The organism is Microbacterium sp. VKM Ac-2923, assembly GCF_022815605.1.
GTDB lineage: Bacteria > Actinomycetota > Actinomycetes > Actinomycetales > Microbacteriaceae > Microbacterium.
Genome location: NZ_JALGRP010000001.1, coordinates 371,936 through 393,388, shown reverse-complemented (window position 1 = coordinate 393,388; position 21,453 = coordinate 371,936). Strand labels below are relative to the sequence as shown.

28 protein-coding genes are annotated in these 21,453 nt (G+C 67.6%); 5 read left to right on the top strand and 23 right to left on the bottom strand.

Features of this window, described 5'->3' with window-relative positions:
- Positions 1–5: 5 nt before the first annotated feature.
- Positions 6–872, top strand: a complete 867-nt coding sequence (locus tag MT347_RS01760) for a response regulator transcription factor (protein ID WP_243497451.1) — start codon at positions 6–8, stop codon at positions 870–872.
- Positions 873–954: 82 nt separating this feature from the next.
- Here the strand turns inward: MT347_RS01760 and MT347_RS01755 are convergent, their stop codons facing one another.
- Positions 955–2,409 carry a glycosyltransferase gene (locus tag MT347_RS01755; protein ID WP_243497449.1) on the bottom strand — a complete coding sequence of 485 codons (1,455 nt, stop codon included), beginning with the start codon at positions 2,407–2,409 and terminating at the stop codon, positions 955–957.
- A gap of 143 nt (positions 2,410–2,552) precedes the next feature.
- Between MT347_RS01755 and MT347_RS01750 the strand changes: the two genes are divergently transcribed.
- Both MT347_RS01750 and MT347_RS01745 read left to right on the top strand, forming a co-directional pair.
- A complete protein-coding gene (locus MT347_RS01750; protein ID WP_243497443.1) occupies positions 2,553–3,632 on the top strand; it encodes a hypothetical protein in 1,080 nt (359 codons plus the stop codon).
- An 89-nt stretch (positions 3,633–3,721) separates the two neighbouring features.
- The gene (locus MT347_RS01745) at positions 3,722–5,386 is read left to right on the top strand and encodes an ATP-binding protein (RefSeq protein WP_243497440.1); all 1,665 of its coding nucleotides are present in this window, start codon (positions 3,722–3,724) and stop codon (positions 5,384–5,386) included.
- A 64-nt stretch (positions 5,387–5,450) separates the two neighbouring features.
- Here the strand turns inward: MT347_RS01745 and MT347_RS01740 are convergent, their stop codons facing one another.
- Positions 5,451–6,029 (bottom strand): hypothetical protein, encoded by a 579-nt coding sequence (locus MT347_RS01740; RefSeq protein WP_243497438.1) that lies wholly within the window; start codon positions 6,027–6,029, stop codon positions 5,451–5,453.
- Between the two features lie 110 nt (positions 6,030–6,139).
- Between MT347_RS01740 and MT347_RS18325 the strand changes: the two genes are divergently transcribed.
- Both MT347_RS18325 and MT347_RS01730 read left to right on the top strand, forming a co-directional pair.
- Positions 6,140–7,906 carry a DUF4012 domain-containing protein gene (locus MT347_RS18325; RefSeq protein WP_243497436.1) on the top strand — a complete coding sequence of 589 codons (1,767 nt, stop codon included), beginning with the start codon at positions 6,140–6,142 and terminating at the stop codon, positions 7,904–7,906.
- Between the two features lie 189 nt (positions 7,907–8,095).
- A complete protein-coding gene (locus tag MT347_RS01730; protein ID WP_243497430.1) occupies positions 8,096–8,650 on the top strand; it encodes a hypothetical protein in 555 nt (184 codons plus the stop codon).
- Between the two features lie 86 nt (positions 8,651–8,736).
- On the opposite strand, the gene MT347_RS01725 is transcribed toward MT347_RS01730, so the two are convergent.
- From MT347_RS01725 to rplN, 21 genes are all read right to left on the bottom strand, one after another.
- On the bottom strand, positions 8,737–9,429 hold the full coding sequence (locus MT347_RS01725) for an endonuclease/exonuclease/phosphatase family protein (protein WP_243497425.1): 693 nt from the start codon (positions 9,427–9,429) through the stop codon (positions 8,737–8,739).
- Positions 9,430–9,497: 68 nt separating this feature from the next.
- Positions 9,498–10,355, bottom strand: a complete 858-nt coding sequence (gene truA, locus MT347_RS01720; protein ID WP_243497418.1) for a tRNA pseudouridine(38-40) synthase TruA — start codon at positions 10,353–10,355, stop codon at positions 9,498–9,500.
- Positions 10,356–10,463: 108 nt separating this feature from the next.
- Positions 10,464–11,015, bottom strand: coding sequence for a 50S ribosomal protein L17 (gene rplQ, locus MT347_RS01715; RefSeq protein ID WP_243497416.1), 552 nt, complete (start codon positions 11,013–11,015; stop codon positions 10,464–10,466).
- A gap of 42 nt (positions 11,016–11,057) precedes the next feature.
- Entirely contained in the window at positions 11,058–12,047 is a 990-nt protein-coding gene (locus MT347_RS01710; protein ID WP_058230893.1) for a DNA-directed RNA polymerase subunit alpha, read from the bottom strand.
- Positions 12,048–12,236: 189 nt separating this feature from the next.
- Entirely contained in the window at positions 12,237–12,635 is a 399-nt protein-coding gene (gene rpsK / locus MT347_RS01705; RefSeq protein ID WP_013583990.1) for a 30S ribosomal protein S11, read from the bottom strand.
- A 34-nt stretch (positions 12,636–12,669) separates the two neighbouring features.
- A complete protein-coding gene (gene rpsM / locus MT347_RS01700; RefSeq protein ID WP_243497414.1) occupies positions 12,670–13,044 on the bottom strand; it encodes a 30S ribosomal protein S13 in 375 nt (124 codons plus the stop codon).
- 167 nt (positions 13,045–13,211) lie between these two features.
- Positions 13,212–13,328, bottom strand: a complete 117-nt coding sequence (gene rpmJ, locus MT347_RS01695; RefSeq protein ID WP_005050492.1) for a 50S ribosomal protein L36 — start codon at positions 13,326–13,328, stop codon at positions 13,212–13,214.
- Between the two features lie 58 nt (positions 13,329–13,386).
- Positions 13,387–13,608, bottom strand: a complete 222-nt coding sequence (infA, locus tag MT347_RS01690; RefSeq protein WP_013583992.1) for a translation initiation factor IF-1 — start codon at positions 13,606–13,608, stop codon at positions 13,387–13,389.
- A gap of 141 nt (positions 13,609–13,749) precedes the next feature.
- Positions 13,750–14,457, bottom strand: a complete 708-nt coding sequence (locus MT347_RS01685) for a thioredoxin domain-containing protein (protein ID WP_243497412.1) — start codon at positions 14,455–14,457, stop codon at positions 13,750–13,752.
- The gene (gene map, locus MT347_RS01680; RefSeq protein ID WP_243497407.1) at positions 14,457–15,296 is read right to left on the bottom strand and encodes a type I methionyl aminopeptidase; all 840 of its coding nucleotides are present in this window, start codon (positions 15,294–15,296) and stop codon (positions 14,457–14,459) included. Before map ends, MT347_RS01685 begins: the two co-directional genes overlap by 1 nt.
- A gap of 1 nt (position 15,297) precedes the next feature.
- Positions 15,298–15,894 (bottom strand): adenylate kinase, encoded by a 597-nt coding sequence (locus MT347_RS01675; RefSeq protein ID WP_243497401.1) that lies wholly within the window; start codon positions 15,892–15,894, stop codon positions 15,298–15,300.
- Entirely contained in the window at positions 15,891–17,213 is a 1,323-nt protein-coding gene (secY, locus tag MT347_RS01670) for a preprotein translocase subunit SecY (RefSeq protein ID WP_243497396.1), read from the bottom strand. The genes MT347_RS01675 and secY overlap by 4 nt, the downstream gene beginning before the upstream one ends.
- 109 nt (positions 17,214–17,322) lie before the next feature.
- The gene (gene rplO / locus MT347_RS01665; protein ID WP_243497391.1) at positions 17,323–17,856 is read right to left on the bottom strand and encodes a 50S ribosomal protein L15; all 534 of its coding nucleotides are present in this window, start codon (positions 17,854–17,856) and stop codon (positions 17,323–17,325) included.
- The gene (rpmD, locus tag MT347_RS01660) at positions 17,856–18,041 is read right to left on the bottom strand and encodes a 50S ribosomal protein L30 (protein WP_013583998.1); all 186 of its coding nucleotides are present in this window, start codon (positions 18,039–18,041) and stop codon (positions 17,856–17,858) included. Before rpmD ends, rplO begins: the two co-directional genes overlap by 1 nt.
- On the bottom strand, positions 18,041–18,721 hold the full coding sequence (gene rpsE, locus MT347_RS01655) for a 30S ribosomal protein S5 (RefSeq protein WP_056226274.1): 681 nt from the start codon (positions 18,719–18,721) through the stop codon (positions 18,041–18,043). The genes rpmD and rpsE overlap by 1 nt, the downstream gene beginning before the upstream one ends.
- Entirely contained in the window at positions 18,718–19,077 is a 360-nt protein-coding gene (gene rplR / locus MT347_RS01650) for a 50S ribosomal protein L18 (protein WP_043361012.1), read from the bottom strand. Before rplR ends, rpsE begins: the two co-directional genes overlap by 4 nt.
- Before the next feature lie 2 nt (positions 19,078–19,079).
- Positions 19,080–19,616 carry a 50S ribosomal protein L6 gene (rplF, locus tag MT347_RS01645; RefSeq protein WP_243497388.1) on the bottom strand — a complete coding sequence of 179 codons (537 nt, stop codon included), beginning with the start codon at positions 19,614–19,616 and terminating at the stop codon, positions 19,080–19,082.
- A 6-nt stretch (positions 19,617–19,622) separates the two neighbouring features.
- Positions 19,623–20,021, bottom strand: coding sequence for a 30S ribosomal protein S8 (gene rpsH, locus MT347_RS01640; RefSeq protein ID WP_243497386.1), 399 nt, complete (start codon positions 20,019–20,021; stop codon positions 19,623–19,625).
- A 92-nt stretch (positions 20,022–20,113) separates the two neighbouring features.
- Complete coding sequence (gene rplE / locus MT347_RS01635) at positions 20,114–20,704, bottom strand: 50S ribosomal protein L5 (RefSeq protein ID WP_243497383.1); 591 nt, start codon at positions 20,702–20,704, stop codon at positions 20,114–20,116.
- A gap of 2 nt (positions 20,705–20,706) precedes the next feature.
- Positions 20,707–21,066: a 50S ribosomal protein L24 gene (gene rplX / locus MT347_RS01630; protein WP_243497380.1), complete on the bottom strand. Its 360-nt coding sequence runs from the start codon at positions 21,064–21,066 to the stop codon at positions 20,707–20,709.
- Positions 21,067–21,068: 2 nt separating this feature from the next.
- Positions 21,069–21,437 carry a 50S ribosomal protein L14 gene (gene rplN / locus MT347_RS01625; protein ID WP_055833708.1) on the bottom strand — a complete coding sequence of 123 codons (369 nt, stop codon included), beginning with the start codon at positions 21,435–21,437 and terminating at the stop codon, positions 21,069–21,071.
- Positions 21,438–21,453 lie beyond the last annotated feature (16 nt).

Below are 21,453 nucleotides of genomic sequence, written 5' to 3'. Positions count from 1 at the left end.
GTCAGATGAGCAGTGCGGAGCTCGTGAAGACAGCGGTGATCGTCGAGGACGATCCCGATATCCGTCACCTCCTCGCCGAGGTCCTCGAGTCGGCGGGATTCTCCACCGTCTCGGTCGGCAACGGGATCGACGGGGTCCGCGCGGTCGTCAACTACCAACCGTTGATCACGACCCTCGACGTGAATATGCCGGGGATGGACGGCTTCGAAGCGGCCCGGCGCATCCGCCAGCAGAGCGACACCTACATCATCATGCTGACGGGCCTCGAGGAAGAGGCCGACGTCGTCCTCGGCCTCGGTGCCGGTGCCGACGAGTACGTCGTCAAGCCTTTCCGTCCGCGGGAGCTGCGCGCGCGCATCGAAGCACTGTTGCGTCGTCCGCGTGCCGGCGAGTCGGCCGCCGCGGCCACCCCGCGGCAGGAGAGCGTCGGCCCCTCGTTCCCGACCGCCCGGGTCGAGATCGACACCTCGGCGGCATCCGCGGGGACCGATGTCCTCCTGCGCCCGACCGCGGGCGAGGTCGCCACCGCCGGTACCGCCTGGTTGATGCACCGCGATCTGCACCTCGATCCCGACAGTCGGCTCGTGCGACTCGCCGGAGAAGACCTCGACCTCACCCGGACCGAGTTCGACCTGCTCGCGACGCTCATGGAGTCCAAGCGCCGTGTCCGCAGCAAGGCCGATCTGACGCTCGTCCTGCGCGGCGAGTCGTACGTGACGAGCTACTTCGTGGGAGACGCGGACAAGCGCGCGATCGAAGCACACATGACCAACCTCCGCCGCAAGCTCGGCGACAATCCGGTCACTCCGCGTTACATCGAGACGGTGCGCGGGGTCGGGTACCGCCTCACGTCGGAGACCGCCGCCCCCTGAGGCCGCACGAAGAGCGGGTACCCCGCCTCTCGAGACCGAGGTGCCCGTCTCGGAGGGGTCGGAACATCGGCGCGGAGCGCCGTCAGACCTTGAATCCGTGTTGGCGCCGAACGAGCTTGGAGAACATCATGAGCGTCTGCAGCACGGTCACCACACCGACGATGGGCCACCCGACCCACAGGATCGACGACTGCATGGTCGGTCCCACCAGCATCCAGATGACGGCGAGCGCGACGGCGACGGCGACCAGTACGAGCATCGGCACCCAGTGACCCAGCCCTCCACCGCGTTCCGCCTTCGCCTGCATGGCCCAGTTGTCGACCTTCTTGCGCGACAGGAAGCGCGACCACGAGCGCACGAAGTGACTGATACGCACCCACATGAAAACCTCCGCGGGGAGGAAGAGCACCGCGAACAAGATGTCGGTGCGATTCACGTTCTGCATCGTTCGCGCGATGCGGAGATTCAGCAGCATCGCCACGGCCGGCGGGATCAGCCACCACGGCGAGAAGACGAACGCACCGACCGACAACGAGCCCGCCAGAAGCGCGAGGAACGCCACGCGGACGAACAGGTTCGTCAGCATGCCGACGTTCTCGAACCACCTCAGGCGCAGGTTGGGGTGGAAGGGCTGCCCCTTGGTGTCGCCGCGCTGACCGGGCCACATGAGTTCGATGGCGCCGTAGGTCCATTTGACCTGCTGGGCGTCGTAGGCCGACAGCGTGGTCATGCCTCCCACGTCGGCGCGCGCCACGGGGCTGATCTTGGTGAGGTAGCCCGCGCTCTTGATCTGCAGGGAGAGCAGAGAGTCCTCGACCTCCGAGTCTTTCACCCACGGCGTCGACTGATGGTTCTGAACCATCGCGTCGCGCAGCGCGGTGGTGGAGAAGATCGAGAACTGCCCGCCCAACACCGCCATGTTCCGACCGCGCAGCATGTTCTGCAGGTTGAACGCCGCGAACTGCGTGCGCTGGCCGGCGATGAGGAATCGGGCCACGCCACCCCGGATGGGCTTGTCGTCGATGGTGTAGATCGCGGAGATCCCGCCGATGCGGGTGTCCGAGACGGCCTCGGCCTCGAGGTACTCCACGGCCCGGGAGTCGGCGACCGTGTCACCGTCGACCCCCAGCAGGTAGTCGTAGCCCTCGACGAGGGAGTAGCCGTAGTTGAGGGCGCCGACCTTCTTGTCGGGGTTCTTGCCGATGTCATGCACGAACACCTCGGTGAACTGCTCACCGAGTTCGGTGAGCACCTCGTGGGGACCGCTGAAGCGGGAGGCGATCCGGACCGTGGCATCCGAGGTGTTGTTGACCACGACATGGATGACGTCCGGCACACGGGTCTGCCCGAGCAGCGCCTCGATGACGCCGGCGATCGACTCCTCCTCGTTGTAGGCCGGGATGACGCACCCGATCGTCGAGCGGTGCACGCTCGTGTCCCCCATGACGGCCTCGAAGTCGTCACCGAAGCGGCCTTCGTGCTCCGGCGTACGCGATCGGAGCTCGTGCGTGTAAGAGGTGCCGCGCACATCGATCATGGTGGTGCCTTCCTGTCGGTCTTCGACCTATCGGCCTGGTCCCACTGTGACGGGCCGGCCGCAATGCATCCGCTGCACCGGACAGGCGTCCCCGCAAGATCCCCTCAAGGTTCGCCGTCCTTGCGGGAGGAAGACGTCGCCGCATGATCGTCCTCCTGCTCCTTTCGACCATCGCCACCGCCGGCGTCGCGCTCGCCATTCTCTTTCTCGCGCACGGACGCCTCGACGACGATCGCGGGGGTGCGCGCGCCGAGTTGGTGCGGTACTTCGGCATGGCTGCGATCGCCGCCCTGCTGTGCGGGTCGATGAACGTCCTGGAGGCGGCGGGCGGCGGCACGGCGGCCGCTGCCGGCGGCAACGCCACCAACGTGATGGCGGCCGGGCTCGTGTGGGCGGGTGCGCGGCGCCTGAATCACCGCCGCTCGGTCGGCGCCGTCGGCATCGCAGCCGTGGGCGTCTTCCTGCTCGGCCTCACCTTCCTCGTCCCGCTCGAAGACGCCACCTTGCTGAAGATCGCGGGACTGGTCGTGTTCGCCGTCCTCGGGGCCCTCGAGTGTGCGCGACGGCCGCTGGGGGCGCTGCGGGGGAGCCGACTGCTGACGTGGACTTTGAGCGGATACGCCGTCTACATGGCCTCCCGTCTCGTCGTGGTCGCGGTGTCGGGTGTGGCCGTCCTGACCCAGCCGGGCATGCTCTCCGCCGAAGCGACGGCGCTCGTGAGCGCCGCAGCGATCGCCCTCGTCTTGGCAGGCGCCGTCCGCGTCGGTCGACAACTCGACGATCGGCCGTCCCCGGGGACGCGAGCGCACGACCGCGGTGCTCTGCGACGCGAAGCAGCGCGACTCATCGCGGCGCACGGCTGCGCGCGGGTCACGCTCGTCCACCTGCCCGAGATCGATCTCATCCGCACCGCGCACAGCGGCGCGCGCGGTCGGGAGGTGCTCCGCGCTGCGGCCGGCGCCATCGACGAAGCACTGCCCGAGGTGGTGGCGGGTCTCCCCTCGCGCGACACCGTTTTCGCCGTGACTCCAGCGGAGACCGTCGAAGACGATCTCGAGTCGGAGGTGCGACGCGCGTTCGCTCAGCGCATGCCCCTGCTGGATTACGACGACGTGCCGGACCTGTCGTTCGAGCACTCGATGGTCCGCACGGTCGACGGCCTGTCTGCGCTCATGAAGAGCCGGCGTTCGCGCCCGCACACCGATGCGGCCGGTGAGGCCTGATGTGCCCGGGCTCCCTCCCGCCGAACGCCGCGGGACGCCGCCGGTCGGATTCGCCGGTCCCCCGCACCCCTGTCGATAAGCTCGGGAACATGGCACCCCCGAGGAGCGTCACACCAGCTCCCTCGGACAGCGCGCGCGACGACGACAGGACCGGTTCCGGCGGGCGCACCCGGTCGGTATGGCTCCTGCAGCTGATCCTCGGTGCGAGCGTCATGATCACCGTGCTGCTCGTGCAGGTGATCGAGCCGATCCTCTTCACCTCGTGGTCCTTCTCCTCCGGCATCGGCATCGTGATCGCCCTCACGGCGGTGGCCATCGTGGTGCCCTGGCACAAACTCCCTCGCGCGGCGGTGTCCGCCATCCCCTTCGGCGACATCATCGCCATCGGCCTGATGAGTGTGGGCACCGACCTGCGTTTCGGGTTCTTCTGGGTGTTCCCCATCATGTGGATCGCCACGCATTTCGCGCTGGCATCCCTCATCTCCGCCCTGGTGGCGGTCGGCGCCATCATCCTGCTCGACGCGACGCTGAACGCCACCGGCCCCTCCTCGGCGTTGCGATTCCTCGTCGTCCTGCTGTCGCTGACCTTCATCGCGATCAACACCTACCTCTTCACGCGGCAGACCCGCGCCTTCAAACAGCTGCTGCGACGTCAGGCACGGAGGCTGCAGGGGACGCTCCAGCGCGTCTCGGGTCAGGAGCGACGCGTGTCCCAGATGTTGAACGGCCTCGACACCGGGATCGCCCGACTGTCGGCAGAGGGTGAGGTGCTCGCCCTCAACGACACCTACGTCGCGCTGTACGGTATCGAGCGAGACGAACCCCAGCGCCCGGGGGGAACCGTCGAGTACGCGACGCTGCGCGGAGCGCCCCTGTCCGACAACGAGCGCCCGTTCGTGCGCGCTGCCCGGGGGGAACAGTTCGACGACGAGCGGGTGTGGCTGTTCGACGCCCGCGGCGAGTGGCGCGCCCTGTCCGCGTCGACGCGTCGACTCGTCTCGGCCGACGAGCCCGAGAGCACGTTACTCATCGTGCACGACGTGACGGCGCTGATCGAATCCGAACGCGCCCGCGAGCGACTGGCGGCAACGGTGTCGCACGAGTTGCGAAACCCGCTCACGGCCATCATCGGTCACGCCGACCTCGCCCTGGACGCTCCGGATCTCACGCCGAAGGTGCGCGAGCAGCTCGAGGTGATCGCCGCGGCGGGCGAACGCATGCAGAAGCTCATCTCCGAGATCCTCGCGACGTCACGGGGGGTGTTCCGCGAGCCGGCGACCCCCGCGGTCGCCGATGCCGGCCGCATCATCGCGTCGGCGCTCGAGTCCTTCCGTCCGACAGCCACCGCGCGGCGCGTGAGCCTGATCGAGGAGCTCCCCGAAGCGACCCGGGTCGCCGGCGATGGCTTCCGGCTGCGTCAGGCGTTCGACAACATCCTGAGCAATGCGATCAAGTACACCCGGTCGGGCGGCACGATCCGCATCTCGGGCGAGGTGTCCCCGGAGGACGTCATCCTCCACTTCGCCGACACCGGGATCGGCATCCACGCCGAAGATCTGGAGCGCGTGTTCGATCCGTACTTCCGCGCGCGCACGGCCCGCGAGAGCGAGACCCCGGGGACCGGCTTGGGCATGGGGATCATCCGCAGCATCGTCGAGGAACAGGGCGGCTCGCTGTTCCTCGAGAGCGAGCCCGGCGTCGGCACGACCGTGACCGTCGTCCTCCCGGCGGTCACCGACGACACCCCGGTCTGAACGGCCCGCTCACGCCGAGCAGCGACCGCGCGCACAACGCCCCCGGTGAACCGGAGGACGTGTCTCAGCCGCCCGAGACCCCGTCGGCGAGGGCCACGGTCAGCGAGTCGGTGGCGGTCTGCTTCGCGTACTCGCTCGACGTCGGGGTGGTCTGGACGAGGTACTCGAAGGTGAACTGCAGGGTGACAAAGGTGCTCTCGGGCGGGACCTCGCCGACGGTGAAGACCTGCGAGTAGCTGTAGGGGGAGAGCACCAGATACCCCGGTGACTCCGTCTGATCGACCTGCTGCGGCAGCGGCGAAAGTGACTCGGAGGCGTTACCCGGAACCGCCGTCATGGTGGCGCGCTGCAGATAGACCTTCTGGCCGTCGTCCGGGGTGACGACCGTCACCATCGACAGGTTGACGGGCTTCAACGCCGTCCGTGTCCAGCGATCCATCGACAGGGTCGACCAATAGTCCACTGTCGCCGTCACGGCCCCGGTGGTGAGGGAACGCTTCGTGGACCCGCTCGAGAGGTCGTTGGGCACCGGTTGCGGAACGACCGATGCGGTCGGAGCGGGGGTCGATTCGCCCGCACTCTGCTGCCACGGCGGAGCGCCGCACCCGGTCGATGCCAGCAGGAGCATCCCCGTCAGGGCCACCGCCGTCACCCTGACGCATTGCACTCCAAGCGACATGCGTTCTCCCCCGAGTCGATTGCCTCAGTCTAGGGGAGCGAAGACCGGCGAACCGGCTGGCCTAGGGTTCTCGCGTGATCGCCACCTCCCGCTCCGGATCCTCGTCCCGTGCGCGCCGGGTCTTCGCCGGCGTCGTCTGCCTCGTCGCCGTCCTGGGACTCGCCCTCACCACGTGGGTCGGTGTGCGGGCCGCGCTCGCTCAGGGCCACCTGAGCGAGGCGCGCGCGGTGGTGTCGGCGACGGTGAGCGACGTCGACGACCTCGCGGCCGCGACGGCCGCGCTCTCGTCCGCCGGTGCGGACACGTCCGCGGCCCGCGAGTTGACCGCCGACCCGATCTGGCGTCTCGCTGAAACCCTGCCTTGGGTCGGGCCCCAGCTGTCCGCGGTGTCCGAGACCGCCGCTGCGATCGACGGCGCCGTCGCCGCCGTCGATCCCCTCGCCGCGGCCGCCGCGGCACTCTCCCTCGACGTGTTGCGCCCCGTCGACGGCGCCATCGACGTCTCCCGTATCGCCGCCGTCGCCCCCGCCGCGGCGGACGCCGCCGCGACGCTGCGGGAGTCAGCCGACCGTGTCGACGCCATCGACCGTCTGCCGCTCCTCGGACGGGTGTCCGAGGGGGTCTCGGAGGCGGGGGAACTCCTCGGTACCGCGGCGGACGCGGCCGATGCCCTGGAGCGGGCCACACGCCTCGTCCCGGCGATGCTGGGCGCCGATCGTCCCCGGTCCACCCTCGTGCTCCTCCAGAACAACGCCGAGTGGCGCTCGCTGGGCGGCGTCGTGGGCGCGGTCGTGCAGCTCGACACGGTCGAGGGCCGGATGACGCTCGCCGCGCAGGCGTCCTCCGCCGACGTCGCCGCGTCGGGCGACTCTCCCGTGGCCGAGCTCCCCGACGACGTGCGAAGCATCTACGACACCCGCCCCGCCCGGTATCTGCAGAACACGACCCAGGTGCCGGACTTCTCGGTCGGCGCTCCTCTCGCACGAGAGATGTGGCGGCGCGTGCACGGTACGACCGTCGATGCGGTGGTGGCGCTCGATCCGGTGACCCTGGCGTATCTGTTGCGGGCGACGGGACCCGTGCGCCTCCCCTCGGGCGACGTTCTGACGACCGACAACGCCGTCCCGCTTCTCCTCGATGAAACGTATCGTCGCTACGCCGATCCGCGCGATCAGGACGCCTTCTTCCAGAGTGCCTCGGCGGCGGTGTTCCAGGCGCTCGCCGACGGTCACGTCGACCCCGTCGCCCTGGTCGACGCGGTCAGCCATTCCGCGCAGGAGCGACGGCTGCTGATCTGGAACGCGGATGCCACCGAGCAGGCCGTCCTCGACGGTTCGACCCTGCAGGGCGCCCTTCCCACGTCCGATGACAGACGCACGACGTTCGGCGTCTACCTGAACGACGGCACGGGCTCCAAGATGGACTACTACCTCCACCCGCACGTCGAGATCGCCTGGTGCACGGACGACACGGCCTCGCTGCACGTGGAATTGCGCAGCGACGCTCCCGACCCGGCTTCTCTCCCGACGTACGTGACCGGGGGTGGCGAGTACGGCGTGCCGGTCGGCGACGCCTTGACGGGGGTGTACGTCTACCTTCCGCCGGGAGCCGTCCTCGTCGAGCGTCGGACGAGTGCGGACGGCGACGCCCCGGGGTTCGCCGGCGGAGTGCACGACGAACGTCAGGTGGTGAAGTGGTCCGTGCAGCTGGCCCCCGGCGAAACCGCTCGCTTGGAGCTCCTCGTGAGGCTGGCGAGGACCCCCGAACTGGATGCCGTGGCAACACCCACCCGTGACGGCGCCGAGGTCCCGCGTATCGGGGAGTGCCGGTTCCGCGGATGACCGCGCACGGACCGCTCGCGCGATGGGGTGAAGTCCGGGGTGTGCCCGCATGAAACCTCTCGCTCCCTCGCGAGTCGCGTACTGCTCCTCCACAAGACTCTCGGCTAGAAGCCACTCGGACGGCGAGCGTCGGACCTCGTCTCGCTGTCCTCGTATCGGCTCGACTTCGCCAAGCAGATGGGGCACCCCATGAAGACCACGATCATCCGGGCCGTCACCGCGCTCTCGCTCGCCGCGGCCGCGCTGATGGCTCCCACGGCCGCCAACGCCTACACCGACCCCGCCGTCGTCGCCGTCTCGCCGTCCACGGTCGCCCCCGGCGGCGTGGCCACGTTCACGACCGACCGCGCGGCCTACCAGGGCGACGAAGAGATCATCATCTCCGTCACCGGCGGTGCCGCGAAGAGCATCACGCTCGCCTCGGTCGCGACCGAGACCAACGACTCTCTCCGTTCCCGCGCGGTCAACGGCTACCTCAAGACGCCGGTGCGCTTTCCGAGCAATGCCAAGGGGGTCTACTCCTTCACCTTCACCGGCGCCACGAGCGGGGTGGTGCTGCACTCGAGCGTGACCGTCACCCCGGCGGGATCGAGCACGTCACCCGCCAAGGGCGGCCTGGCCGTGACCGGCTTCGACGCGGGTGGGACGGCAGGTCTCTGGATCGCGGGCGGGGCACTCGTCGTCGCGGGCGGCGCGGTGGCCGTCGGCACCGTGGTCCGTCGCCGGCGCCACCTGGCATCCTGATCCGCGGAGGTACGCGTGAGGGGGTCGTCTACGGACGGCCCCCTCTGTCGTTCCCTGCCGCCGGCCGAAGCCGGCACGCCGCCGACCTACGTCAGACCACGTGCACGGGAGGTTGTGACCTCGGCGGTGATGAGGATCGGCAGATGGTCGCTGAGCCCCTGCGGCAGGGTCTTGATGTGGGCGATGTCGAAGCCCACGGACGTGGCGAAGTCGTAGTGCCCCTTGAAGAACCGGTAGCGCGTGTAGGTACGAGCATCGCTCAGCGTCAGCTCGTAGCCCTGGTCGCGGACCTTCTGGCCCAGGTTCTCCTTGAACACCGGGTAGTTGTAGTCCCCCACCATGAGCGCGGGGAGACCGGGGCCGAGGTTCTGCAATTCGGTGAGCGCCGTGCGGATCTGGTGTCGGCGCAACGAGTTGAGCGCGGTGAGCGGCGCTGCATGGAACGAGGCGACGATCACGTCGCGACCGGTGTCGATATCGCGCAGCCGCACACCCAGCATCCGCTCCTCCGCGGGCTTGAGGACGTAGTCGTGCAGTGACTTCTTGAGCGAGATCGCGCGGACTTCTTCGGCGCGGAAGGTGTTCTCGCGGTAGTAGAGCGCAAGCCCGAGGCGGTTGCGCTGGGTCGCCTCGGCAAGGCGGAGTCTGCCCACGTGGTCGGGGATGTCGTTCGTGTCGCACTCCTGGAGACACAGCACGTCCACCGCGTGCTTCTCGACGAGCTCGGTGAGCTCACCGGCGGCGCGGTGCTTGTTGAGGTTGTACGAGATGACCTTCATGGCGATGTCAGCATACGTCCGCTCCCACGGAGATCTCCGAGGGCTTGCCCCGGCCGCGCGGGAGGACCTCAGGATGCCGAGTCGTCGGCATCCCGTCGGTTGCGCGTCTGCTCGGCGCGCGCCGCCAGGAGCTCGTCCGCGGGGTAGCCGACCTCCGCGAGCACGAGACCCCGCGCGGCCAGCACCTTGGTCTCGGGTATCCGCAAGCGAGCGTCACGGATGGCCACGACGTCATCGACCTCGATCCGCCCCTCCCCCACCGCCACGCAGGCGCCCACGAGAGCTCGCACCATGCTGTGGCAGAACGCATCAGCGCGGACGTTGGCCACGAGGACGCCGCCGTCGTCCCGGCGCCAATCGAACTCGAGCAGGGTGCGGATGGTGGTGGCCTTTTCGCGAGCCTTGCAGTACGCAGCGAAGTCGTGCAGGCCGATCAACCGCGACGCGGCGGCATCCATCCTCTCCAGGTCGAGAACACCGCGGAGGGTCGTCGTCCGCTGTCGGCTCAGCGGATCGTAGCCCGTCGTCGCGTCGGCCAGACGGTACGAATAGCGCCTCCACACCGCGGAGAAGCGCGCGTCGAATCCCTCGGGGGCGCGCGACGCTCGGCGCACGGTGACGTCCGCGTAAAGGCCCAGCACACCTCGTACCCGTCCAGCCAAGGCGACGACCGCGTCGCCTTCGTCGTTGTCGCGTCGGCGCCGCGGCAGGCGCGCGATCTGGTCCTCGTTCAGGTCGACGTGTGCGACCTGCCCCGAGGCGTGGACTCCCGCGTCCGTGCGTCCGGCAACGATCAGGCGCGGCTCACCGCCGACGATCCGCGCGAGCGCCCCCTCGAGCTCCCCCTGCACCGTTCGGAGACCCGGTTGACGGGCCCAGCCCCGGAAGTGAGTGCCGTCATAGGCGATGTCGAGGCGGATGCGCACGCCACCAGCCTACGAGTCCGAGCCTGCGGGGAGCGAAGACCCGGCCCGCACACACGACGATGCCCCCACCCGAAACGGGGTGGGGGCATCGTACGAGGTGAGAGGGTCTCAGGCCTTGGTGTCGCCTTCGACGGCGTCCTCGGCAGCGGCCTCCGCGGCCGCGCCCTCCTCGGGCGACTCGGCGCCGGCGTCGGCGGCCTCGTCGGTGGTGTTCTCCTCGGCGGGAGCCTCGTCAGCGACGGGCTCCTCCGCGGCCGGTGCCGCTGCGGCCGCAGCGGCCTTGTTCGACGCCTTCTTGGCGACGGGCTCGAGCACGAGCTCGATCACGGCCATGGGGGCGTTGTCACCCTTGCGGTTCCCGACCTTGGTGATGCGGGTGTAGCCACCCTCGCGCTCAGCCACCAGGGGCGCGATCTCGGTGAAGAGCGTGTGCACGACGTCCTTGTCGCCGATGACGCCCAGCACGCGACGACGCGCGTGGAGGTCGCCACGCTTGGCGAAGGTGATGAGGCGCTCGGCGAGCGGACGCAGGCGCTTGGCCTTGGTCTCGGTCGTCTTGATCGACTTGTGCGTGTACAGCGCTGCGGCGAGGTTCGCGAGAAGCAGACGCTCGTGGGCCGGGCCGCCTCCGAGGCGGGGACCCTTCGTGGGCTTGGGCATGTCGTGTTACTCCAGTGAGAGGTTCGGTCGGGTCCGACGAGGTCAGACGGTTTCTTCGTCGTAGCCGCTGTAGAACTGGGCGCCGTCGAAGCCGGGCACCGAATCCTTCAGCGACAGGCCGAGGGAGGTGAGCTTGTCGCGCACCTCGTCGACCGACTTCTGACCGAAGTTGCGGATGTTCATGAGCTGCGTCTCCGAAAGGGCGACCAGCTCCGAGACGGTGTTGATGCCCTCGCGCTTGAGGCAGTTGTACGAGCGGACCGACAGATCGAGGTCTTCGATCGGCATCGACAGCTCGTTCGAAAGGACTGTCTCGACCGGCGCAGGACCGATCTCGATGCCCTCGGCCTCGACGTTCAGCTCGCGGGCGAGACCGAACAGCTCGGTGAGGGTACGTCCAGCCGAGGCGACGGCGTCGCGCGGGGCGATGGATGCCTTCGACTCGACGTCGAGGACCAGCTTGTCGAAGTCGGTGCGCTCGCCGGCGCGAGTGGCGTCGACGCGGTAGCTGACCTTGAGAACGGGCGAGTAGATCGAGTCGATCGGGATCTGACCGGCTTCGGCGTACTCGTTGCGGTTCTGCGTCGCCGAGACATAGCCGCGACCGCGCTCGATCGTCAGCTCCAGCTCGAACTTGGCGGTGTCGTTCAGCGTGGCGATAACCAGCTCGGGGTTGTGCACCTCGACACCCGCGGGCGCGGAGATGTCCGCGGCGGTGACCTCACCGGCGCCGGTCTTGCGCAGGTACGCCGTGATGGGCTCGTCGCGCTCGCTCGAGACGACGAGCTGCTTGATGTTCAGGATGATCTCGGTGACGTCTTCCTTCACGCCCGGGATGGTGCTGAACTCGTGCAGGACACCGTCGATGCGGATGCTCGTGACGGCCGCGCCGGGGATCGACGACAGGAGGCTGCGACGCAGCGCGTTGCCGATCGTGTAACCGAAGCCGGGCTCCAACGGCTCGATGACGAAACGGCTGCGGAACTCCCCGATCTTCTCCTCGGTCAGAGTGGGACGCTGTGCGATGAGCACTATGTGTTCCTTTCGATCACGTGCCCGCTATATGACACGTGTAATGGGGTGAGGTGTTGAGTTGTACTCGCGGGACGGCGTGGGAGCCCGGTGATGCGAAGTGGGCTCGCCGCGGCGTCCGGAAGTGTGGGTGCGCGTCAGGGCGGCGTTCCCGGGGAGTGACGAGCACTCCCCGGGAACGATCGCGCATCAGACGCGGCGGCGCTTCGGCGGACGGCAGCCGTTGTGGGCCTGGGGCGTCACGTCCTGGATCGAGCCGACCTCGAGGCCGGCGGCGGTGAGCGAGCGGATCGCGGTCTCGCGACCCGAACCCGGACCCTTCACGAAGACGTCGACCTTCTTGACACCGTGCTCCTGGGCCTGGCGGGCGGCCGACTCGGCGGCCATGCCGGCGGCGTACGGCGTCGACTTGCGCGAGCCCTTGAACCCGACACCGCCGGACGACGCCCAGCTGATGACGGCACCCGAGGGATCGGTGATCGAAACGATGGTGTTGTTGAACGTCGACTTGATGTGGGCCTGACCCACGGCGATGTTCTTCTTCTCCTTGCGGCGCGGCTTGCGCGCGGCGGACTTGGCCTGTGCCATGTGCGGTTCTCCTGAATCCTGCGCCGGCGGAGGCCTAGCGCGCCTTCTTCTTGCCGGCGACGGTGCGCTTGGGACCCTTGCGGGTGCGAGCGTTCGTCTTCGTGCGCTGACCGCGCACCGGGAGGCCGCGACGGTGGCGGATGCCCTCGTAGGAGCCGATCTCGACCTTGCGGCGGATGTCGGCGGCGACCTCGCGGCGGAGGTCGCCCTCTACCTTGTAGGTGCCTTCGATGTGGTCGCGGAGAGCGACCAACTGGTCGTCGGTGAGGTCCTTGACGCGGATGTCGTGACTGATGTCCGTTGCGGTCAGGATCTCGACGGAGCGGGTGCGACCCACGCCGTAGATGTAAGTAAGTGCGATCACCACGCGCTTGTCGCGCGGGATGTCGACGCCGGCGAGACGTGCCATGCGGCTCTCCTCAGAGTGTCGTGGAGGTGTGGAGCAGGATCGGTGCTCGGGCCTCCGCCCCGAGGTGTCCCCGTCATCCGGTCGTCGAGCTTGTCGGCGCGTCCGGATGGCGGATCTGATCCTGCCGGTGTGTATTCAGTTGGAAGAGGGGTCGAACGACGGAAAGCTCAGCCCTGGCGCTGCTTGTGACGCGGGTTGCTCTTGCAGATCACCATCACGCGCCCGTGGCGGCGGATCACCTTGCAGTGATCGCAGATGGGCTTGACGGAGGGATTGACCTTCATGATGTTCCTGTTTCGCTGTCTTCGAGCCGCGGTGCGGCTCGTTACTTCTCGGCCGGACTCAGCGGTAGCGGTAGACGATACGACCGCGGGTGAGGTCGTACGGGCTCAGTTCGACGACGACCCGGTCCTCGGGGATGATGCGGATGTAGTTCTGTCGCATCTTGCCCGAGATGGTGGCAAGCACCTTGTGACCGTTGGTCAGTTCGACACGGAACATCGCGTTGGGCAGTGCCTCGGACACCGTGCCCTCGATCTCGATGACACCGTCTTTCTTCGCCATAAACTCGCTCACGCTCAATTGCAGACCGGCCGGTCTGCGGTGGATGGGGATTCGGTGCCTCGACACGCCAAGGAAGGCGCAACGCACCAAAGATCAAGCATACGTGGTATCGGTGGGTCCGGCAACTCGCCGGGCGGGTCGTCAACCGTTGAGACGCTCGACGATGTCCTTCGTCGGATCTCCGGAGAGGTCGGTCTGGTTCTGCAACACGGTGCCGTCGACCGCGATCGTCGGTGTGGCGATCCCGCTCGCGTTGGGCTGCAAGGGGGTCTTCTGCGTCATCGCCGTGACGAATCTCGTGTACGTCCCGTCACTGATGCAGGATGACACGGCATCCGAAGCCCCCGCCGAGGTCGCGATCGAGGCCAACGTGACGTCGTCGAGACCGGCGGTGCCCTCCGAGGGCTGCTGAGCGTAGAGCGCCTTGACGAACGCCTGCACGTTGGCAGGGTCATCGACGGCGACGCAGTACGCGGCCGCGGCGGATCTCGTGGAGTACTCGGTGCCCTGGGACTGTCGGTCGAGGATCGAGATGGGGTGGATGTTGAGGGTGATCTCGCCGCTCTGCACGAGCTCATCGAGCGTCGGTCCGTAGCTCTGCTCGAACTGGTTGCAGATCGGACACATGAAGTCGACATACGTGTCGACCGTCTTCTCGCCCGTGCCGACCGCGATCGCCCCCGTCTCGGTGTTGACGGCGGAGGACTCCGGCAGAGTGCCGGGCGAGGAGGCCTGGCTGTTGGCGAACCAGACGACGCCGCCGACGATGAGCACGATCACCAGCGCGGCAGCCGTCACGCCGATCGCGAACCAGTTGGTGGACTTGCGCGCGGCGGCGGCCATCATCATCAGTCGATCTCCTTCGGCACCACTCCGAACGGCGCCAGTTTCTCGGCACCGCCGTCGTGCGCGGTGAGGACCCAGATGCCTCCATCATGCACGGCGACGCTATGTTCCCAGTGAGAGCCGGCGGTGCCGTCGAGCGTCGACACGGTCCACCCGTCGTCTTCGACGAACGTCTCCTGGTCGCCGATAACGACCATGGGTTCGATGGCCACCGCGAGTCCGGGACGCACCTCAGCCCCTCGCTCGGGCACGGCGTAGTTGAAGATACTCGGCGACTCGTGCATCTTCCGGCCGATGCCGTGTCCGACGTAATCACGAAGAATGCCGTATCCGCCGGCGGGCGCGTGGGCCTCGATGTACTGCTCGATGGCCGCCCCGACCTCACCCAAATGCGAGGCTCGGCTCAGCGCGGCGATGCCCGCCCACAGCGAACCCTCGGTCACCTCCGAAAGGCGTCGACGCGGCGCCACGATCTCCTCCGGGGCGTCGCCCGGAACTACCACGGTGAACGCCGAATCACCGTTCCACCCGCGGAGCTCGGCACCCGCATCCACGGAGAGGATGTCTCCGGCCCGCAGCGGGCGATCATTCGGGATGCCGTGCACCACCTGCTCGTTGACCGAGGCGCAGATCGTGTGGCGGTAGCCCCGCACCATCTGGAAGTTGGATACCGCCCCCCGCGAGGTGATGAGCGCGGATGCCGCCGCGTCCAGCTCGAGGGTCGTGATCCCCGGTGCGATGAGCGCGCGGACGGCGTTCAAGGCGTCGGCCGTGATGAGGCCGGGCTCGATCATGGACCGCAGCTGCGCCGGCTTCTTGTAGATGGAGGAACGGAAACCCACGTCACGCAGCCGGCGACGCGAGGAGACCGCGCGCTTCGAGCGCCGCGAAGATGCGCGCCGTGACCTCGTCGAGGCTGCCGACACCATCGATCTCGTCGACGACCCCGCGCGTGCCATAGACGTCGAGGATCGGAGCGGTCTCCCGCTCGTAGATGCCCAGGCGCGTGGCGATCGCCTCCTCGGTGTCGTCCGCACGCCCCTGCTCGGACGCACGAGCCGTCAGTCGCGACAGCGATTCTTCTCGCGGCACGATCAGGGCGATCACGGCGTCGAGCGACTCGTCGCGGCCCTCGAGGAACTCATCGAGGTGCATGACCTGGGCGAGGTTGCGCGGATAGCCGTCGAGAAGGAAACCCTCTGCGGCGTCTGCCTGCGACAAACGGTCGCGGACGACCGCACTGGTGAGCTCGTCGGGGACGAGGTCTCCCCCGTCGATGATCGCTTTCACCTGCTGGCCCAGCTCGGTCTGCTCTGCGACATTCGCGCGGAAGACGTCGCCTGTCGAGACGACCGGGACACCGAGCGCCTCTCCGACGCGAACGCCCTGCGTTCCCTTGCCTGAGCCCTGCGGACCCACGATGAGAAGACGAGCGCTCATCGGAGAAGCCCCTCGTAGTGGCGCTGCTGAAGCTGCGCATCGATCTGCTTTACGGTCTCGAGACCGACGCCCACGATGATGAGGATCGAGGCTCCGCCGAACGGGAAGTTCTGATTCGCCCCTACCGTGGCCAGCGCCACGAGCGGCAGCAGGGCGATGAGACCGAGGTAGATGGACCCGGGCAGCGTGATTCGCGTGAGCACGTAGTCGAGGTACTCGGCCGTCGGGCGACCGGCGCGGATGCCCGGGATGAAGCCCCCGTACTTTTTCATGTTGTCCGCGACGTCGACCGGGTTGAACGTGATCGCGACATAGAAGTACGCGAACCCGATGATGAGGAGGAAGTAGACCAGCATGTACAGCGGGTGGTCTCCGCGCGTGAGGTACTGCGAGATCCACGTGACCCACGGCGCAGGCTCCTGCCCCGGCTGCGGCTGGTTGAACTGCGCGATGAGCGCGGGGATGTACAGCAGCGACGAGGCGAAGATGACGGGAACGACACCGGCCATGTTGACCTTGATGGGGATGTAGGTGTTCGTTCCGCCGTACGTGCGCCGCCCCACCATGCGCTTGGCGTACTGCACCGGAATCCGCCGCTGGGATTGCTCGACGAAGACGACCAGCGCGACGATCACGATGCTGACGGCCAGCACGAGCAGGAAGACCTCCACGCCGCGGGCGTTCAGGATCGACAGCATGGCCCCGGGGAAGGTGGCGGCGATCGAGGTGAAGATGAGGATGGACATGCCGTTGCCCACACCGCGCTCGGTCACGAGCTCGGCGAACCACATGACCAGGCCGGTGCCGGCGGTCATCGTGATGATCATGAGCAGCTGCGCCCACCAGATGTCGTTGGTGAGCAGCTGCTGGCACTCAGGAACGCCGGCGGAGCCGAAAAGCTGGCCCGATCGCGCGACGGTGACCAGGGTGGTCGATTGCAGGAGGGCGAGCGCGATCGTGAGATAGCGGGTGTACTGCGTGAGCTTGGCCTGACCCGCCTGGCCCTCTTTGTAGAGGGTTTCGAAGTGCGGGATGACCACGCGCAACAGCTGCACGATGATCGTCGCCGTGATGTACGGCATGACGCCGAGGGCGAAGATCGACAGCTGCAGCAGGGCGCCACCGGAGAACAGGTTGACCAGGGACAGCAGACCCTCGGTCCCCCCCGACTGGTTCAGACACTGCTGAACGTTGGGGAAGTCGACGAAGGGCGTCGGCACGTGGGCACCCAGCCGGTAGATGGCGATGATGCCCAGCGTGAAGGCGATCTTCCGCCTCAGGTCGGGCGTGCGGAAAACCCGCGCGATGGCGCTGAACAAGGGAGATTCCTCCAGAACGATCTCGGAGCGCGGCAACGCGCACACCAAATCAGCCTAACGCAGAAGGGGCCGACGGCCGTAAGGCCGCCGGCCCCCTCCGGGTCGGTCGTCAGTTGACGGTGCCGCCAGCGGCGACGATCTTCTGCTCAGCGGAGCCGGAGACCTTGTCGACGGAGACGGTCAGCGCGACCGAGATGTCGCCGGTGCCGAGCACCTTGACCTTCTCGTTCTTGCGGACAGCGCCCTTGGACACGAGGTCGGCGACGGTCACGTCGCCACCCTGCGGGTAGAGCTCGCCGAGCTTGTCCAGGTTCACGACCTGGTACTCGACGCGGAACGGGTTCTTGAAGCCACGGAGCTTCGGGGTGCGCATGTGCAGGGGCATCTGCCCACCCTCGAAGCCGACCTTGACCTGGTAACGGGCCTTGGTTCCCTTGGTACCGCGACCCGACGTCTTACCCTTGGAGCCCTCACCGCGACCCACGCGGGTCTTGGCGGTGCGGGCACCCGGCACGGGACGCAGGTGGTGGACCTTCAGCACGCCGGGGCGCGCCGCGGGGGCTTCCTTCTTCTCGGCCGTCTTTCTAGCCGATGCCTTCTTCGGGGCGTCGACCGTGACGGTCTCGTCCTTCTTGGCAGCCATTAGTCGATCTCCTCAACCTTGACGAGGTGGGCGACGGTCTTGACGTAGCCGCGCGTCTGCGCGTCGTCCGGACGGACGACGGAGTCGCCGATCCGCTTGAGACCCAGCGAACGCAGCGTGTCACGCTGGTTCTGCTTCTCGCTCACCTTGGACTTGATCTGCGTGACCTTCAGACGCTCGGCCATCAGGCACCTACCTTCTGAGCGGCGGCCTCGGCGCGCACGAGGCGGGCCGGAGCAACCTGGTCGAACTCCAGGCCGCGGCGAGCTGCCACGGCGCGGGGCTCTTCGAGCGACTTCAGCGCCTCGACGGTCGCGTGCACGATGTTGATCGTGTTCGACGAACCGAGCGACTTCGACAGCACGTCGTGGATTCCGGCGCACTCGAGCACGGCGCGGACGGGACCACCGGCGATGACACCGGTACCGGCGGCGGCGGGGCGCAGGAGCACCACGCCGGCGGCAGCCTCACCCTGAACGGGGTGCGGGATGGTCGAGCCCGAGCGGGGAACGCGGAAGAAGTTGCGCTTGGCCTCTTCGACACCCTTCGAGATGGCGAGGGGAACTTCGCGCGCCTTGCCGTAGCCGACACCCACCACACCGTTGCCGTCACCGACGACGACGAGCGCGGTGAAGCTGAAGCGACGACCACCCTTGACGACCTTCGACACGCGGTTGATGGTCACGACGCGCTCGAGGAACTGGCTCTCGTTGCGATCGCGCGAACCACGGTCGCGCTGGTTGGTGTTGCGCTCGCGACCACCGCGACGCGGCTCGCGCTCACGCTCGGCGGGGGCCTGAGCGGCAGCCGCACCCTCAGCCGGGGCAGTCTGCTCGGTCACTTCGGTCTCCTTGTTGTCACTCACAGGTTCAGCCCTCCTTCGCGAGCTCCGTCGGCGATCGCGGCGACGCGGCCGGCGTAGCGGTTACCGCCACGGTCGAACACGACGTCGGAGACGCCCACGGCCTTAGCCCGCTCGGCGACGAGCTCGCCGACCTTGCGAGCCTTGGCGGTCTTGTCACCGTCGAAGCCGCGCAGGTCGGTCTCGAGGGTGGAAGCGGAGGCCACGGTGTGGCCCTTGCTGTCGTCCACGACCTGGACGAAGACGTGGCGCGCGGAGCGCGTCACGACGAGACGGGGACGCAGCTCGGTGCCGACGACCTTCTTGCGAAGACGCGCGTGGCGACGAGCACGAGCGACGGACTTTGTCTTGACAGCCATGGTCACTTACCACTCTTTCCGGCCTTGCGGCGGACGACCTCGCCCGCGTACCGCACACCCTTGCCCTTGTAGGGCTCGGGCTTGCGGATCTTGCGGATGTTGGCTGCGGCCTCGCCGACGGCCTGCTTGTCGATGCCGCTCACGGTCACCTTGTTGTTGCCTTCGACCGTGAGGGTGATGCCCGCGGGCGGGTCGATCAGGACGGGGTGCGAGAAGCCGAGGGCGAACTCGATCGCGCTGCCCTTCTGGGCGACACGGTAACCCGTGCCCACGACCTCGAGGCCCTTGGTGTACCCCTGGGTGACACCGATGATGTTGTTGTTGATGAGCGTGCGGGTCAGGCCGTGGAGCGACCGCGACTCGCGCTCGTCGTCGGGGCGGGTGACGAGAACCTGGTTCTCCTCGACCGACACCTCGAGGGGCCGTGCGATGGTGAGCTCGAGCTCGCCCTTGGGGCCCTTGACGGAGACCTCCCGGCCGTTCACCGAAACGGTGACGCCGGCGGGGATGTCGATGGGAAGACGTCCAATACGCGACATGTCAGATCACCACACGTAGGCGAGGACTTCCCCGCCGACGCCCTTCTGCTCGGCCTGACGGTCGGTGAGAAGACCGGAGGAGGTGGACAGGATGGCGACGCCGAGCCCGCCGAGAACCGTGGGAACCTCGGTCGACTTCGCGTACACGCGGAGGCCGGGCTTGGAGACGCGCTTGATGCCGGCGATCGACCGCTCGCGGTTCGGGCCGTACTTCAGCGTCATGTTGAGGATCTGGCCGACGCGGGCGTCTTCGACGTTCCACTCGGCGATGTAACCCTCTTGCTTGAGGATGGCGGCGATGTTGGTCTTGAGCTTCGAGCTCGGCATCGACACGGAGTCGTGGTGCGCCGAGTTCGCGTTGCGCAGACGGGTCAGCATGTCTGCGACCGGGTCTGTCATCGTCATGTGTTGCTTCTTTCTTTCATGAGGTTTCGACTGCCGTTACGCGACAGTCGACCTTCGATGAGGGGCCCCCGGATTTCCGGGGGCCCATGGGGTCAGGCCTGCGCGTCGGCCGACTGGAACGGGAAGCCGAGCTGGCGCAGCAGCGAACGGCCCTCGTCGTCGGTCTTGGCGGTGGTGACGATGGTGATGTCGAAACCACGCACGCGGTCGATGCGGTCCTGGTCGATCTCGTGGAACACGGACTGCTCCTGGAGACCGAAGGTGTAGTTGCCATTGCCGTCGAACTGCTTGGACGACAGGCCGCGGAAGTCGCGGATTCGGGGCAGCGCGAGGTTGACGAGACGGTCGACGAACTCCCAGGCACGGTCGCCGCGGAGGGTCACGTGCGCACCGATGGCCTGGCCCTCGCGCAGCTTGAACTGTGCGATGGACTTGCGGGCCTTGGTGACGATGGGCTTCTGACCGGTGATCTTGGTGAGGTCGTCGACCGCACCATCGATCACCTTGCTGTCGCGAGCGGCCTCGCCGACACCCGTGTTCACGACGACCTTGACCAGACCGGGGATCTGCATGACGTTCTCGTAGCCGAACTCGTCCTGCAGCGCTTTCTTGATCTCGGCGTTGTACTTCTGCTTGAGGCGGGGCTGGATCTTGCCAGTCTCCGCGGCAGTCACGGTGCTCATGTTCAGAGGTCCTTACCTGACTTCTTCGCGTAGCGCACGCGGACGATGCGCTTGACGCCGTCCTTCACCTGCTCCTCGACACGGCGGCCGACGCGAGTCGGCTTCTTGGTCGAGGGGTCGACGAGCGCGACGTTGGAGATGTGGATCGGGGCCTCGAACGTCTCGATGCCGCCGGTCTTGGTGCCGCGCTGGGACTGACCCACGCGGTTGTGCTTGGTGACGTAGTTCACGCCCTCGACGATGACGCGGTTCTGCTCGGTGAGGACCTCGAGGACCTTACCCTGCTTGCCGCGGTCGCCGCCACGCTCGGGCTTAGCGCCCGAGATGACCTGAACCAGGTCGCCCTTTTTGATTTTCGCCATGATCAAATGACCTCCGGGGCGAGCGAGACGATCTTCATGAACTTCTTGTCACGAAGCTCGCGGCCGACCGGTCCGAAGATGCGGGTGCCGCGGGGCTCCCCGTCGCTCTTCAGGATCACGGCGGCGTTCTCGTCGAACTTGATGTAGGAGCCGTCGGGACGGCGGGTCTGCTTCACGACGCGGACGACGACGGCCTTGACCACGTCACCCTTCTTGACGTTTCCGCCGGGGATCGCGTCCTTGACCGTGGCGACGATGACGTCACCGAGTCCGGCGTAACGACGGTTCGAGCCGCCGAGCACGCGGATGGTGAGCAGCTCCTTGGCGCCGGTGTTGTCGGCGACCTTCAGCCGGGATTCGTTCTGAATCACTGTTTACTCCTTGGAT

Coding starts and splice junctions, on each gene's coding strand:
- rplO (WP_243497391.1), bottom strand. CDS start 17,856: ATGGCTGCCAAGAAGGACGAGACCGTCACGGTCGACGCCCCGAAGAAG.
- MT347_RS01755 (WP_243497449.1), bottom strand. CDS start 2,409: ATGATCGATGTGCGCGGCACCTCTTACACGCACGAGCTCCGATCGCGT.
- MT347_RS01745 (WP_243497440.1), top strand. CDS start 3,722: ATGGCACCCCCGAGGAGCGTCACACCAGCTCCCTCGGACAGCGCGCGC.
- rplR (WP_043361012.1), bottom strand. CDS start 19,077: ATGGCTGTCAAGACAAAGTCCGTCGCTCGTGCTCGTCGCCACGCGCGT.
- MT347_RS01685 (WP_243497412.1), bottom strand. CDS start 14,457: ATGATGATGGCCGCCGCCGCGCGCAAGTCCACCAACTGGTTCGCGATC.
- rpmJ (WP_005050492.1), bottom strand. CDS start 13,328: ATGAAGGTCAATCCCTCCGTCAAGCCCATCTGCGATCACTGCAAGGTG.
- rplQ (WP_243497416.1), bottom strand. CDS start 11,015: ATGCCCAAGCCCACGAAGGGTCCCCGCCTCGGAGGCGGCCCGGCCCAC.
- rpsM (WP_243497414.1), bottom strand. CDS start 13,044: ATGGCACGTCTCGCCGGCGTCGACATCCCGCGCGACAAGCGCGTGGTG.
- MT347_RS01750 (WP_243497443.1), top strand. CDS start 2,553: ATGATCGTCCTCCTGCTCCTTTCGACCATCGCCACCGCCGGCGTCGCG.
- MT347_RS01675 (WP_243497401.1), bottom strand. CDS start 15,894: ATGAGCGCTCGTCTTCTCATCGTGGGTCCGCAGGGCTCAGGCAAGGGA.
- infA (WP_013583992.1), bottom strand. CDS start 13,608: ATGGCGAAGAAAGACGGTGTCATCGAGATCGAGGGCACGGTGTCCGAG.
- MT347_RS01760 (WP_243497451.1), top strand. CDS start 6: ATGAGCAGTGCGGAGCTCGTGAAGACAGCGGTGATCGTCGAGGACGAT.
- rpsK (WP_013583990.1), bottom strand. CDS start 12,635: ATGGCACAGGCCAAGTCCGCCGCGCGCAAGCCGCGCCGCAAGGAGAAG.
- MT347_RS01730 (WP_243497430.1), top strand. CDS start 8,096: ATGAAGACCACGATCATCCGGGCCGTCACCGCGCTCTCGCTCGCCGCG.
- rpsH (WP_243497386.1), bottom strand. CDS start 20,021: ATGACGATGACAGACCCGGTCGCAGACATGCTGACCCGTCTGCGCAAC.
- rplX (WP_243497380.1), bottom strand. CDS start 21,066: ATGGCGAAAATCAAAAAGGGCGACCTGGTTCAGGTCATCTCGGGCGCT.
- rplE (WP_243497383.1), bottom strand. CDS start 20,704: ATGAGCACCGTGACTGCCGCGGAGACTGGCAAGATCCAGCCCCGCCTC.
- MT347_RS01725 (WP_243497425.1), bottom strand. CDS start 9,429: ATGAAGGTCATCTCGTACAACCTCAACAAGCACCGCGCCGCCGGTGAG.
- rpmD (WP_013583998.1), bottom strand. CDS start 18,041: ATGGCCGAGCGTCTGAAGGTCACGCAGATCAAGTCCAAGGTGAGCGAG.
- rplF (WP_243497388.1), bottom strand. CDS start 19,616: ATGTCGCGTATTGGACGTCTTCCCATCGACATCCCCGCCGGCGTCACC.